Genomic DNA, 14348 nt, shown 5'->3' with positions numbered 1-14348 from the left:
TCGCTCAAAAATCAATTCACCTACTTTTATGATCATTGTCCGGTATTTATTGAATATGAGAATCATTTTCATTTGAACCATCATATTATACCGGGCCGATTTTCAAAACGCAATAGAGTGTTCAACAATGATGCCCTTTTTTCTTTCATGTTTATATTGTAAAAAAGAAGTGAAAAACGTGAAAGAGGAAATCGCTATATTCAGAAAGGAGGGAGGCAAATGGCGGGAGAAGGAAAGCCTTTGCCGATTGAATTTTACCAGAGACCGTCAGTGGAGCTTGCCCCTTTATTGCTCGGCTGTCTCCTGGTGAAGGAGACGGATGAGGGAACGGCTTCAGGTTTTATCGTGGAAACGGAAGCTTATATGGGAGCGGATGACCGGGCGGCGCACAGCTTCGGCAACCGGCGCACGAAACGGACGGAAATTATGTTCCATGAGGCGGGCCGCATTTATACATACGTCATGCACACTCATACATTAATGAACGTCGTCGCCGCGGACATCGGCATTCCGCAGGCCGTGTTAATCAGGGCGGCGGAGCCTCATGAAGGACAGTTCCTGATGGAGAGCAGGAGACCGGGTAGACCCCCGAGAGAGCGGACAAACGGCCCGGGAAAACTGACGAAGGCGATGGGCATTTCAATGAACGACTACGGCGGCATGATCACGGAACCGCCGCTGTATATTACGGAGGGCTTTACGCCTGAGCATATATCAACAGGCCCGAGAATCGGGATTGACAACAGCGGAGAAGCCCGGGATTATCCGTGGCGCTATTGGGTGACGGGGAACCGGTATGTCTCACGCTGACCATGTTTATAAACGCTGATAACAGGGGAAAGACAAGGTAAAAGAAAGGGGATTCAGACATTGAAAAAATTTTTCAAAACGATTATCAAATGGGCGCCCGTCATCTATCCGATCATCAGAAAAATCATAAAAGAACGGAAGGCATCTAAGCGGAACCGCATGTCCGCATCCCGAACAGCCGGCTGATCCGGCTGTTTTTTTACGGTCTTGGCATCGGATTGCCGCATTGACTTGAAATCCTCCCCAGTATAGAATTTACATACATTTACCCCTTCCTCATTCTTTTTGCCCATTTTTCACGTCTGCATCTGATCTGATAGGAGGTTTTTCTCATGCTTCATGGGCGGCTTCGTGAACTTCTGCGCTTGCTTTTAGCTGCTGAAACACCGGTTACAAGCTCAGTCATCGCTGCAAATGTAAAGGTAACGACGCGGACGGTCCGCAATGACATAAAGGAACTGCAAACCATTGTAGAAAAACACGGCGCATCCATTCAATCTGTCAGAGGGAGCGGCTATAAGCTGCTGATCCGGAATGAGCAGCCGTTTAAAAACTGGCTTCAGGACAATTTCCAGCAGAACAGCACCGTGCCGATTTTTCCCGATGAACGGATAGATTACCTGATGAAAAGAATGCTTCTGGCCGACGGCTACCTCAAGCTGGATGACTTGGCGGAAGAACTGTTCATTAGTAAATCCACACTTCAATCTGATTTAAAAGAAGTCAAAAAACGGCTCCGCCCCTATGACATCATTTTGGAAACAAGGCCGAACTACGGCTTTAAGCTGCGCGGCGAAGAGCTCCGCCTCCGTTATTGTATGGCGGAATACTTAGTGGACGACCGCGAGCCCGAGCCTGATCTCCTGAGTGAAAAGGCCGGTATTCTGCCGAAAGACGACATTCATGTGATCCGCACAGCCATTATGAAGCAGGTTCGAAACCATAAGATCCCGCTTTCTTTCTTCGGCCTGAACAATCTCATCATCCATATCGCCATTGCCTGCAAACGAATCCGGACAGAAAACTATGTATCTCTCATCCCGGAAGATCTTCATGATATTAAGCTTGAAACAGAATATCAGTCAGCGGAAGCCATCGTAAAAGAGCTTGAATCTGCGCTTTCGGTCACCTTTCCCGAACAGGAAACCGCCTATATCGCCATTCACCTGCTCGGGACAAAGCGCATGACCCAGTCACAATTGGAAGGAAAAGAGCTTACAAGGCTGATAGACGGGGAAACCAGCCGTTTGACGGAGGCCATGATCGAAGCCATTGAGCGGGAGCTGAAGCTCGGAATCACGGACGACAATGAGCTGAAAGCGGGTCTTGCGCTCCACATCAAGCCGGCGATTAACCGAAACCGGTACGGAATGAACCTGAGAAACCCGATGCTCTCCGCCATAAAGGAAAATTATCCGCTCGCATTTGAAGCGGGAGTGATTGCGGGAATCGTGATCAAGGAGCAAACCGGCATTGATATTCATGAAAATGAGATCGGATATTTGGCGCTTCATTTCGGAGCCGCCATTGAAAGGAGAAAGACGGAACGGCCGCCTAAACGCTGTCTGATTGTTTGTGCGTCCGGCGCCGGCAGCGCGCAGCTTTTAAGAGAAAAGCTCCGTTCCCGGTTCGCAAAGCGTCTTGAAATCGTCGGAACGGCTGATTACTGCAGCCTTGACCAGCTTTCCTTTGAGTCGATTGATTTTGTGGTCAGCACAGTGCCGATCAAAAAAGACCTGCCCGTTCCCGTATTGAAGGTTCATACGCTGTTGGGCGGCGGGGATTTTACAAAAATCGACGCCATGCTGGAAGAAAAGCGGGAACAATTGAACTTTCTGAAACCGGAGCTGGTATTTTTGCAGCAGGATCTGGAGACGAAGGAGGACGTCATCCGTTTTCTCGGACAGCAGGTTGCAGAAGCCGGCCTCGCTTCTGATTCTCTGACCGATTCTATTTTTGAAAGGGAAGCGATTTCTCCTACGAGTTTCGGCAATCTTACGGCGATTCCGCACCCGCTCGTTCCGCAGACAGACACGACGTTTTGGGCGGTATGCACGCTGAAGAAACCGATTGACTGGGCGGATAAGCGTGTCCAATTTGTCTGCCTGCTCTGCGTCGAGAAAGAAAGCAAAGCCGACCTCCAGCATATGTACAAATGGCTCGGCGGCATGTTAGATGATCCGGCCGCGGTAAGCCGTCTCTTAAAATGCACAACCTATCAGGAGGTTTTACGAGTATTCAGAGACAAACGATCAGAGAAAGACCGGGATACACCTTTTTTCCGTTAGCAGCGGAAAAAGCCTGAGTAGTTATGAAAGCGATTTCATAATATGATGGTACTAACATCGAGACATACAAAATATCAAACTTTCAGGAGGTCTTTTACATGAATATATTACTCGTTTGTGCAGCAGGGATGTCAACAAGCTTACTCGTCACCAAGATGGAAAAAAGCGCGCAGGAACAAGGAAAAGAATATAAAATCTGGGCGGTGTCAGGCGATTCAGTCAACCAGCATATTGATAAAGCGGACGTATTGCTGCTTGGGCCTCAAGTCCGTTATTTGCTTCCGCAGCTGAAAAAATTGGGTGAATCAAAAGGAGTGCCGGTTGAAGTCATCAATACCGTCCATTACGGCACTTGCAACGGAGCGGAGGTTCTGAAATCAGCGGAACAGCTCGGAAACGCATCGTAGAAAGGGGCGGGCCGTGTGAATAAGGTGAACCAGTTTTTAGAAGAGAAAGTCATGCCCATTGCCGGAAAAATTGCCTCCCAGCGGCATCTGCAAGCATTGCGTGACGGGATCATCCTCACCATGCCGCTTATCATCATCGGTTCGTTTTTTCTGATCATCGGCAACCTGCCGATTCCGGGATATGCGGATTTCATGGCAAAGACGTTCGGAAGCGCCTGGTCTCAAAAACTGCAATATCCGGTTGATGCGACCTTTGAAATCATGGGTCTTGTCGCCGCTTTCGGAATCGCCTACCGCCTGGCCGAAAAATACGGGGTGGACGCATTATCGGCCGGTGCGATATCTTTGGCGGCGTTTCTCTTGGCAACGCCGTACAAAGTTCCGTTTCTGCCTTCCGGCGCCAAAGAGGAAATCATGGTGGGCGGCGGCATTCCGCTTTCTCTCATGGGAAGCAAAGGGCTGTTTGTCGCGATGATCATCGCCATGCTGTCGACAGAAATTTACCGCTTGATCATCCAGCGGAATTTCGTCTTCAAAATGCCGGACGGCGTGCCTCCGGCGGTCAGCAAATCGTTTGTCGCCTTAATTCCCGGCTTTGCCGTCATCTTTCTGATCTGGGGTGCGCGTTTAATTGTCGAAGCGACGCCGTTTGAAAACCTTCATAACATTGTAAGCGTTGTACTGGGGACGCCGCTCTCGATTCTTGGGGGAAGTCTCGGCGGAAGCCTGATAGCCGAAGCGGTTCAAATGCTCTTGTGGGCGTGCGGATTACACGGGGCGAACATAGTCGGCGGCGTCATGGCGCCGATCTGGTTCGGAGCGATGGATGCCAACCGGATTGCGTTTCAGGCGGGCGATGCGCTTCCGAATATTTTCACCCAGCAGTTTTTTGAAATCTGGATCAACATCGGCGGAAGCGGCGCGACACTGGCGCTCGTGGTCACCATGTTTCTCCGTTCGCGAAGCAAGCAGATGAAGCAGCTTGGGAAACTCGCCATCGGGCCGGCCGTCTTTAATATTAATGAGCCGATTATTTTCGGAATGCCGATCGTCATGAACCCGATGCTTCTCATTCCGTTCATTATCACACCGCTTGTCACACTGGTCCTTACCTATATCGGCATGAGCACCGGCCTCGTCGCCAAACCTGCCGGCATTGCCGTCCCATGGACGATGCCGCCGATTTTCTCCGGCTATCTTGCCACGGGCGGAAAAATATCAGGGGCTGTCATGCAGGCGATTAATATCATCACAGCCTTTATCGTGTACTATCCGTTCTTCAGAATGTGGGATTCGCAAAAGCTGAAAGAAGAAAACGAACTTGAACAATCGCAGGCGCCAGCCGTACAGGGAGACGAAAAAGCCGTGCTGTAGAGAAAGGGAGTGAAACACATGAATGAAAAAATGGAACAGACCATTTTTCAGATCATCCTGCATGGCGGCAACGGCAGAAGCGCATCAATGGAAGCCATTGCCGCCGCAAAGCGGGGGGACAGAGCCATGGCCGAGGAAAAGCTTCAGGAAGCCGCAAGGGAACTGACAGAAGCCCATCATTACCAGACAGAATTGATCCAAAATGAAGCCGGCGGAGAAAAAACAGACATGACGCTTTTAATGGTGCATGCGCAAGATCATTTAATGAATGCCATGACCGTGAAAGACTTGGCCGCTGAGTTAGTCGAGATTTACGAAAAAGTGAGTCTGCAAGGAGGAGCAAAAATATGACAAAAGGAATTAAAATTGTAACGATCGGCGGAGGTTCAAGCTATACACCGGAGCTTGTGGAAGGCATCATTAAGCGCTATGAGGAACTGCCTGTCAGAGAATTATGGCTTGTCGACATTCCCGAAGGCGAGAAAAAACTCAATATCGTCGGCACGCTTGCAAAACGCATGGTCGAAAAAGCGGGCGTTCCGATAGAGATTCACCTGACGCTTGACCGGAGAGAAGCTTTGAAGGATGCTGATTTCGTAACGACTCAATTCCGCGTCGGTCTCCTTGAGGCCCGCGCCAAAGACGAACGGATTCCGTTAAAATACGGCGTAATCGGCCAGGAGACAAACGGTCCGGGCGGTTTATTCAAAGGGCTGCGCACCATCCCGGTTATTCTGGAAATCGCGAAAGACATCGAAGAGCTTTGTCCGAATGCATGGCTTGTGAATTTCACAAACCCTGCCGGCATGGTTACCGAGGCCTTGCTCCGCTACTCGAATCTGACAAAAGTCGTCGGCCTCTGCAATGTGCCGATCGGCATTAAAATGGGCGTCGCAAAAGCATTGGATGTGGATGTCAGCCGGATCGAAGTGCAATTTGCCGGGCTGAATCACATGGTCTTCGGATTAGATGTTTTCTTAGACGGCGTCAGCGTGAAGGATCAAGTCATTGAAGCCATGGGAGACCCGGAAAACGCCATGACGATGAAAAATATTTCCGGAGCGGAATGGGAGCCTGAATTCCTGAAGGCGCTCGATCTGATTCCTTGCGGCTACCACCGCTATTATTTCAAAACGAAAGAAATGCTCGAGCATGAAATAGAAGCGTCACAGACGGAGGGCACACGCGCCGAGGTCGTGCAGAAGGTTGAGAAAGAACTGTTCGAACTGTACAAAGATCCGAATCTCGCCATCAAACCGCCGCAGCTGGAAAAACGGGGCGGAGCGTACTACAGTGACGCGGCCTGCAACCTGATCAGCTCCATCTATAACGACAAACATGATATCCAGCCCGTCAATACAATAAACAACGGCGCGATCGCCAGCATTCCGAATGACTCAGCGGTCGAAGTGAACTGCGTCATGACGAAAGACGGTCCGAAACCGATCGCCGTCGGTGATCTGCCGGTGTCTGTCCGCGGACTCGTCCAGCAAATCAAATCATTTGAGCGCGTCGCCGCTGAAGCAGCCGTCACGGGAGATTATCAAACGGCTCTTCTTGCGATGACGATCAACCCTCTTGTCCCGTCAGACTCCGTGGCAAAGGCCATTCTGGATGAAATGCTTGAGGCCCACAAAGAACATCTGCCCCATTTCTTTAAGTCGATTGAAGCATAAGAGCAGTAAAAAAACCCGGATTCGCTTCCGGGTTTTTTGCTTATTTTGATTCGCTTAGTGAGGCGACTTTCGTCGTCCAGCCGAACACGTCGGCTTCCGCGCCTTTTTGAATGCCTGTAATGGTATCGTACAATTTCTTCGAGATCTCTCCGGTTTCACCGCTGCCGATGACAAGACTTTCATCATTCCAGATCAGTTCGCCGACCGGAGAAATGACCGCCGCCGTACCGGTTCCGAATGTTTCTTCCAATCGGCCGTCACGATGCGCCTGGATGATTTCATCGATCGAAATCTTCCGCTCAGACACAGTCAGTCCCCAATGTTTGAGAAGGGTGATGACGGAATTTCTCGTAATTCCTTCAAGAATGCTTCCGTTCAGCTCCGGTGTCACGATCTCGCCGCTGATTTTGAAGAAGATGTTCATGCTGCCGACTTCTTCGATGTATTTTTTCTCAATGCCGTCAAGCCATAAAACCTGGGAAAATCCCTTCTCTTCCGCAACCTGCTGCGCTTTCAGGCTTGATGCGTAGTTGCCGGCGGTTTTCGCGTTTCCGGTGCCGCCTTTGACGGCGCGCACGAATTCGTTTTCCACGGCGATTTTCACCGGTTTAATGCCTTCTTTGTAATAAGAGCCGACCGGGGAAAGAATGATAAACAGCTTGTACGTATGGGATGCCGCTACACCGAGGAAAGGCTCAGTCGCAATAATAAACGGACGGATATAAAGGGAAGTGCCTTCCGCTTTCGGAATCCAGTCTTGGTCGATGGCTACGAGCTGTTTCAGGCCTTCAAGAACAAGCTCTTCATCAATGAGCGGGATGCAAAGGCGGTCATTTGACTGGTTCAGGCGCTCCATATTTTTCTCCGGTCTGAACAGAAGCACTTCCTGATCCTTCGTTACATACGCTTTAAGCCCTTCAAAAACGGTTTGGCCGTAATGATAAACCATGGCCGCAGGATCCATTGAGATGGACTGATAAGGGATAATTCTCGGATCATACCATCCTTGACCGGCGTCGTAATCCATAACAAACATATGGTCGGTGAAAATTCTGCCGAACGCAAGGTTATGGGGGTCCGGTTTCGGTTTTTTGGCTGAAGTCAATTCAACACGAATGTCTTGTTTCATAATGTTCTGTCTCCCTATTGGTGTTATTGTCAAACTTATTTGAAAATAATTTATATTCTATTGTATACCTTCAACAAATATTCGCAATAGTTTTCCTCAAATTTGTGAAAAAATCAAATCACATAAAAAGCAGGGGAGAGAATGCCCCCTGCGTGTTCGTTTTTACGTATTCTGTCATCACCGTGCTCAGTGAACCGTCACCTTGCCGGTTTTGTAAAACTGCTCCATTGCTTTATCGACGTACACCCAGCCCTTCCAGGCGATATGGATGGTGTCTTTCATAAAGTACGGATCATATTCGTGCCCGGATAAGTCGGCAACCTGAAAGCCCTTCGCTTTAATTTGCTTAGTGACTTTTTTGTAGTAATCAGTCCGGCCTTTTTTCGGGAAGCCGGTGTAGTCATACCATTTTCCGTTGACCGGAATAACCACGAACATCGGTTCAGCGCCGGCATCTTTCAGAATGTCCAGCATATCCTCAAAGTCGTGATATTCGACTGATTTGGCGTACGTTCTTCCTTTGTTGATCCCTTTCACTCTCTTTACTTTCTTCTTAATCTTTTTATAAGAAGCGTCATCGATATAGAAAGGATTGGACTTGGAGCTCCGTTCTCCTAATTGAGCGGCAGCTGTTTTTAACTCTGACCACGATTTCCCTTTCAGGTTTTCAGAGATCGTCCGTTCAGGGCCCTTGGTTTCTCCCATTGAATAATAAAGATCTTTTTTCTCAAGCAGAGAATAATAAGCTTTGGCAGCCGGCATGACCGCTTTCACTTTCCATGATTGTCCGTTGACCATTCCCTTGTACAATTCAGAAAGGACGGCATCATGCTGAACGACTTTAAAACGGAGCATGCGCTTCATCATGTTCTTTTTGACCGCGGGATCAATCTGGTTATTAAATGCTAAATCCAATGCCTGAAGTGATGAAAAATTCGGCGCAAAGTGCTGTTCATCAGAACCTTTTTTGATAAACCATTGCGGAGAAACAATGAATACCAGCTTTTTGCCCTTCAGCTGCTGATAATGAGCCGCAAAGTTCACGGCGTGTATCAAGGATTGGTCCCCGCCTTTTCCGACAAGATAAGGCGTAAAGCCTTGGTTGTTCACTTGGAAATAGTTGGACGGATGAAACTCATCCAGTCTTGAAAGCTCGGAAGAACCGAAAATCGGCAGATACTTCGAGTCTTCGAACATTTTGTTTTGAAGATAGAGTCCCTGGAACATATTCGGATTTAAGGCTGCCGCCGACTCTTCGACACGTTTTTCAGGAATGAAGCGCGTAAGCCATGAAGCCGGAACTGCGATAGCTCCGACAAACAGGACGAACGCTAAAATAATTGGTCCAAAGAAACGCTTTTTCATTTACTTCAACTCAGTCAGTTTGTTTACAATGTTGTTTGGCGTATTCCACTCGTCACGGTCAAATTCAGTGATCGGCACTGTAATGCCGAAGCGGTTTTCGATGGCGACAAGCAGCTCTACAGTTCCGAAAGAATCAAGCAGTCCTTCTTCAAAGATTTCAATATCAGGATTTTCTTTCACAGCGTCCTCCTGACAAACTTCAGCTAATACGTCTAATACTTCCTGTTTAAATTCCATGTGTTTTCAATCTCCTTTAGTGATGAAATGGTTTTCCTGAGAAAATATAAAATCCGAAACATACGAAATGGAATGTGATGACGATGGCTAAAAAGGCCGTAAAACGATTGGCGGGCAGCCACTTGTATTTCTTATTCCATTTCTCAAAAAAGTTATACCCGGTCATTAATACGGCGTGGTACAGGCCGTATACAATATATTGCAGGGCGAGTCCGTGCCAGACGCCCATCAGCATGAACAGCAGGAAATACCCGATGTTCGAGACGGCCATCCGGTTCTTTATCCATTTTTTCTTTGTCATCCAGAAAACAAAGCGCATAAATACGTAGTCTCTGAACCAGAAGGATAAGGACATGTGCCAGCGGTTCCAGAAGTCTTTAATGTTTTTGCTGATAAACGGCTTATTAAAGTTTTCCGGAGATTTGATACCCATGATATAGCTTACACCGACGGCAAACATCGTGTAACCCGCAAAATCAAAAAACAGGTACAAGCTGTATCCGTACATGTACAGCACATTACCCCACAGTTTGCTGTGGGTGATATGAGACAGATTCATAATGAAATACGTGTTAATCGCATATCCGATAATGAATTTGTACAAGAAACCGATAAAAATTTTATGAATGCCGGTATACAGTAAATCAGCGTATTCTCCCTTTGTCCATACTTTCTGTTCGTCCTTGGCAAATCTGCGGTATCTGTCGATCGGGCCGGAAGAAATGGTCGGGAAAAACATAATAAAGTACAAAAGGCGGTGAAGCGGCATTTTTTCTTTAATCAGTCCGTCTCTCGTTTCCATGATCAGCTGGACGCCTTTAAATGTCAAATAAGAAATTCCTAAGAAACTGATCAGGTTATGAACCGGGTGATGAGGCACCGGCGGGAAGAAAAACGGCCATAATTTAGATAAAAACAGGGGTAAAATGGACGCGATCACGGCCATACTGAAGACAAAGCCGCTGTTGGCTTTCAGTCTGTAAGCGAGATAACCCCTGATTAAAAGCACCTGCCACAGCGTAAAGATACATAGTGCGATCACGCCGTGCAGATCATGCGCGAAAATCAAAGCCAATACGATGATGGATATAAACATGTTGTATCCTTGGAATCTCTTGCCGTTCAGCCCTAAAATAATCATCGGCAAAAGAAGGATTCCAAGTAAGATAAAGAAGAAAAACGAGCTGTAAGGCGTCATACAAGAACCTCTTCGCCAATGCGTTTACGGTCGATTTTTCCGTTCGCAGTCATTTGAATGTGATCCTGATAAATGAATTTTCTCGGAATCATGTAGGCCGGAAGCGAAGCGGCCAGTTCTTTCTTAATGGCGCTTGTCAGCTGGAATTCTTTTTCAAAATCATGTTTTTCAGGCACGATGGCGGCAATTAAATATTCGACTGGTCCGTTAGGCTGATACGGGATGACAACCGCCGTGCGCACATATTGAGACTGCCTTACATGTACTTCGATTTCCTCCAGCTCCATGCGGTAGCCGTGAAGCTTAATCTGGAAATCAAGGCGTCCTTGGCAGAAAATCTGACCATCCTGAACATAACCGGCATCACCCGTGTGATATGCCCACTGGCCGTCAATTGAGAAAAACGCTTTTTCAGTCAGAGACGGTTCACCGAGATAGCCTTTGCTCACGCTCGGGCCGGCGATGATGATTTCCCCTTTTTCTCCGTCCGGAAGCTTATTCCCGTTTTCATCCATGATGAAGATATTCATATCGGGTTTTGCAAAACCGACGGGCAGAGATTCATTTTCATCGATAATCTGCTGCGTAATTTCAACGGAGGTGACGGCAACCGTTGTTTCAGTCGGGCCGTATGTATTGAATACGCGGGCCTTCGGAAAACGGTTTAACAGTTCCTGTGCCACGGCAGCCGGAAGCGCTTCTCCGCAAAACATAAATACTTCTGCCTCAGGCAGGAGCTCCTGCGTAAAGCCGGGGTCCATCAGACACATTTGGACGAAAGACGGCGTCGATGTCCAGACGTTCAGTTTGGATTTCTCCAGCTCTTCAAATAGTACTTTCGGTTTATTGATTTTGTCTTTCGTTACGCAGTGCAGCGTACCTCCCGTTTGAAGCGACGGGAAAATGTCCATGACAGATAAATCAAAAGAAAACGGAGCTTGGTTTAAGAATGTCTTACCCCCGCCCACAGGAAAATCCCTGCAGATCCAGTCAGTGAAGCTTTGCAGGTTATCAGCCGATATCTGCACGCCCTTCGGATTTCCCGTGCTGCCGGACGTGTAAATAATGTAAAACGTATCCAGCTCTTTTACCCAGTTCTCACGGCTGAGGTCTGCATCTCCGTCAGCTGCAAGCTCTTCGGGCGTAACGGTTTTAATCAGATTGCTTCCCGTATCGACTGCATCGCCCGATACGCTGATAAGCAGCTCTGCGCCTGAGCTTTCAATGATTTTGACGATCCGCTCCGCCGGAATGGAAACATCGACAGGGATGTAAGGGCGGCCCGCTTTGACGCTTCCCAAGAAAGAAACGATCATATTCGGCTCCATATGTCCGTAAACCAGGACAGGCGCTTTCGAACCGTCAGCCGTATGTTTTTGAATGCCGGACGCAACCCGCTCCGACAAATCCCATAATTCCCCGTAAGTGAGGGAATGATCTAAGGAACGAAACGCTATGGCCTGCGGCTTGGCGTCTGCGTATGTTTTTATAGCATCAAGTAGTTTCATAGTTATCCTCCCCGATTAGAAATCGTTGTAAATATAAGTGCCGGTATTCGCTGTATGAAATCCATACATCCAAAAGAGCAATACTAATATCAGAAAATAAAAGCCCGTATGAAACGTCCATTTGATCAATGTATTTTCATAAGCACGTTTTAATTTTTGCATCATATTCAAAATTCCTTCCCCGCGTATTCAATAATTACACCAGTATATGACGATTAGATTAACAAAAAGTTTCAAAATATGTCTAATATCCTAAGCTTAAAATTTCCTTAAAAATGAATGAGAAACAAAAGGATGGAAAACACGCATGTATAAATTGGAAAATGATCATACTAAAAAAGCGCTGTTCAGGCGGGATTTTTAACTTATCGTAAATATAAACGAGGTAAAAAAATTTTGGCGGCTTTTTCTTAAGCAGGCTTGTGCCGAACCCCAATGGAGAAGGGCGAAAAGCCGTTTCCGGCAGGATAGCCGATAAAGCGCCGCATCTTGTGAAATGAGGAAGAAATTATTATGATAGATAAGGTAGCAGAAAACGTGAAAACCCCAATTCAACACTACTGTTATCGGCTGACTGTGAAAGCCTTTTAATAGAAAGGAAGAGGAAAATGAATCAAAACAATATGGGGGGCAGCCAAAAGACGCCCGAGAAAGAAAGCATGGGCCGCATTTTGTGGCAGCTAACCCGCCCTCATACATTGACGGCATCGTTTGTGCCCGTACTTCTCGGCACCGTATTGGCGATGTTTTACGTAAAGGTTGATTTCCTGCTGTTTTTGGCCATGCTGTTTTCCTGCCTTTGGATCCAGATCGCCACGAACTTATTCAATGAATATTACGATTTTAAACGCGGTTTAGATACGGAGGATTCCGTCGGTATCGGCGGAGCGATCGTCCGCCACGGCATGAAGCCGAAAACAATTCTGCAGCTGGCGCTCGGCTCTTATGCGATTGCCCTCGTGCTCGGTGTTTATATCTGCATGAGCAGCAGCTGGTGGCTTGCGGTTATCGGCCTTGCCGGCATGCTGATCGGCTATCTGTATACGGGCGGCCCGCTGCCGATTGCGTATACACCGTTCGGGGAACTGTTCTCCGGCATTTGCATGGGCTCTGTATTTGTCCTTATTTCTTTCTTCATTCAGACAGGCAGAATTAATGAACAGAGCATTTTGATTTCCATCCCGATCGCCATCTTGGTCGGAGCGATTAACCTGTCCAACAATATCCGTGATATTGAGGAAGATAAAAAGGGCGGACGTAAAACGCTGGCCATTTTGATGGGGCATAGAGGGGCCGTCATGATACTGGCCGCATCTTTTGCCATCGCTTACATCTGGATCGTCGGTCTTGTCATCATGGGTTACACAAGCCCGTGGCTGTTCCTGGTCTTCCTGAGCGTGCCGAAGCCTGTTCAGGCCGTGAAAGGCTTTGTGAAAAACGAAATGCCGATGAACATGATTATTGCGATGAAATCAACGGCGCAAACCAATACATTTTTCGGATTCCTGCTTTCAATCGGACTCCTGATCAGTTATTTCCGCTGATCAAATGAAAGGGCAAATGCCATAACCGGCATTTGCTTTTTTTTATGAAATAATCTTCATGATTTTGTAAAGAACCTGACTGAGGACTGACCCGTCTTATATACGGACAGCAAAGCAAGGAGATGAAAAAAATGGACTTGTCAACAGCCCATATGGATGATTTGAAAACGGTCATGGAAGATTGGAAAAATGAATTATTAGTTTATAAATTCGCTTTAGATGAGCTGGATACGAAGTTTTCGATCATCAGCCAGGAATATAATTTGATTCACGGGCATAACCCGATCGAGCATACAAAATCACGCGTAAAAAGTTTCGAGAGTATCGTCAATAAACTGATGCGCAAAGGCTGCGATGTGACGACGCAGGAAATGAAAGAACATATTCATGATATTGCGGGTGTCAGGATTATCTGTTCCTTTATTTCCGATATTTATAATGTCGCTGAGGTTTTGAAGCAGCATAAGGATCTGAAGATCGTAAAGGTGAAGGATTATATCAAACATCCGAAGCCGAACGGCTACCGCAGTCTGCATTTGATTATTGAAATTCCCGTTTATTTGACGAATCGTGTGGAATATGTGAAGGCGGAAATTCAAATCCGCACCATCGCCATGGATTTTTGGGCGAGCCTTGAACATAAAATTTATTACAAATTAAATAACGAAGTCCCAAAGCATCTGACCGACGAGCTGAAGGAAGCGGCGGACATCGCCCATTATTTAGACGAAAAGATGCTTGGGATTAAGAAAGAAGTCGATTAAACGATTGACGCATCACAAACAGCCGGACCGCTTTTATGTGCAGTCCGG

Annotated in this window: 15 protein-coding genes; 9 read left to right on the top strand and 6 right to left on the bottom strand. The window is 47.3% G+C overall.

The window, feature by feature from the left end; genetic code table 11:
* The first annotated feature begins 219 nt into the window (after window positions 1-219).
* From NYE38_RS19015 to licH, 7 genes are all read left to right on the top strand, one after another.
* Entirely contained in the window at window positions 220-810 is a 591-nt protein-coding gene (locus NYE38_RS19015; protein ID WP_151140116.1) for a DNA-3-methyladenine glycosylase, read from the top strand.
* A gap of 60 nt (window positions 811-870) precedes the next feature.
* Window positions 871-996: a hypothetical protein gene (locus tag NYE38_RS19010; protein WP_003150859.1), complete on the top strand. Its 126-nt coding sequence runs from the start codon at window positions 871-873 to the stop codon at window positions 994-996.
* Between the two features lie 146 nt (window positions 997-1142).
* Window positions 1143-3098, top strand: coding sequence for a transcriptional regulator LicR (licR, locus tag NYE38_RS19005; protein ID WP_007407741.1), 1956 nt, complete (start codon window positions 1143-1145; stop codon window positions 3096-3098).
* Window positions 3099-3196: 98 nt separating this feature from the next.
* On the top strand, window positions 3197-3505 hold the full coding sequence (licB, locus tag NYE38_RS19000; RefSeq protein WP_003150863.1) for a PTS lichenan transporter subunit IIB: 309 nt from the start codon (window positions 3197-3199) through the stop codon (window positions 3503-3505).
* Window positions 3506-3520: 15 nt separating this feature from the next.
* On the top strand, window positions 3521-4879 hold the full coding sequence (celB, locus tag NYE38_RS18995; protein WP_017418626.1) for a PTS cellobiose transporter subunit IIC: 1359 nt from the start codon (window positions 3521-3523) through the stop codon (window positions 4877-4879).
* An 18-nt stretch (window positions 4880-4897) separates the two neighbouring features.
* The gene (gene licA, locus NYE38_RS18990; RefSeq protein ID WP_003150867.1) at window positions 4898-5230 is read left to right on the top strand and encodes a PTS lichenan transporter subunit IIA; all 333 of its coding nucleotides are present in this window, start codon (window positions 4898-4900) and stop codon (window positions 5228-5230) included.
* The gene (gene licH / locus NYE38_RS18985) at window positions 5227-6555 is read left to right on the top strand and encodes a 6-phospho-beta-glucosidase LicH (protein WP_003150870.1); all 1329 of its coding nucleotides are present in this window, start codon (window positions 5227-5229) and stop codon (window positions 6553-6555) included. The genes licA and licH overlap by 4 nt, the downstream gene beginning before the upstream one ends.
* Before the next feature lie 40 nt (window positions 6556-6595).
* On the opposite strand, the gene NYE38_RS18980 is transcribed toward licH, so the two are convergent.
* From NYE38_RS18980 to NYE38_RS18955, 6 genes are all read right to left on the bottom strand, one after another.
* On the bottom strand, window positions 6596-7687 hold the full coding sequence (locus tag NYE38_RS18980; RefSeq protein WP_025853645.1) for a branched-chain amino acid aminotransferase: 1092 nt from the start codon (window positions 7685-7687) through the stop codon (window positions 6596-6598).
* A gap of 183 nt (window positions 7688-7870) precedes the next feature.
* On the bottom strand, window positions 7871-9049 hold the full coding sequence (gene dltD / locus NYE38_RS18975; RefSeq protein ID WP_007407736.1) for a D-alanyl-lipoteichoic acid biosynthesis protein DltD: 1179 nt from the start codon (window positions 9047-9049) through the stop codon (window positions 7871-7873).
* Window positions 9050-9286, bottom strand: a complete 237-nt coding sequence (dltC, locus tag NYE38_RS18970) for a D-alanine--poly(phosphoribitol) ligase subunit 2 (RefSeq protein ID WP_003150875.1) — start codon at window positions 9284-9286, stop codon at window positions 9050-9052. It abuts the gene before it with no gap.
* Between the two features lie 16 nt (window positions 9287-9302).
* A complete protein-coding gene (gene dltB / locus NYE38_RS18965; protein ID WP_340801711.1) occupies window positions 9303-10484 on the bottom strand; it encodes a D-alanyl-lipoteichoic acid biosynthesis protein DltB in 1182 nt (393 codons plus the stop codon).
* Window positions 10481-11992 (bottom strand): D-alanine--poly(phosphoribitol) ligase subunit DltA, encoded by a 1512-nt coding sequence (dltA, locus tag NYE38_RS18960; protein WP_070082563.1) that lies wholly within the window; start codon window positions 11990-11992, stop codon window positions 10481-10483. The genes dltB and dltA overlap by 4 nt, the downstream gene beginning before the upstream one ends.
* Before the next feature lie 15 nt (window positions 11993-12007).
* Window positions 12008-12157, bottom strand: coding sequence for a teichoic acid D-Ala incorporation-associated protein DltX (locus NYE38_RS18955; protein ID WP_003150882.1), 150 nt, complete (start codon window positions 12155-12157; stop codon window positions 12008-12010).
* A 443-nt stretch (window positions 12158-12600) separates the two neighbouring features.
* On the opposite strand from NYE38_RS18955, the gene NYE38_RS18950 reads away from it, so the two are divergent.
* On the top strand, window positions 12601-13536 hold the full coding sequence (locus NYE38_RS18950; protein WP_007614633.1) for a 1,4-dihydroxy-2-naphthoate polyprenyltransferase: 936 nt from the start codon (window positions 12601-12603) through the stop codon (window positions 13534-13536).
* Window positions 13537-13667: 131 nt separating this feature from the next.
* Window positions 13668-14300, top strand: a complete 633-nt coding sequence (locus NYE38_RS18945) for a GTP pyrophosphokinase family protein (protein ID WP_007407732.1) — start codon at window positions 13668-13670, stop codon at window positions 14298-14300.
* Window positions 14301-14348: the final 48 nt, after the last annotated feature.

This window comes from Bacillus sp. EU63, assembly GCF_038592915.1.
Taxonomy (GTDB): domain Bacteria; phylum Bacillota; class Bacilli; order Bacillales; family Bacillaceae; genus Bacillus; species Bacillus velezensis.
Note: the sequence above shows the minus strand (reverse complement) of the source record. Positions and strands in the feature narration are given on the sequence as shown.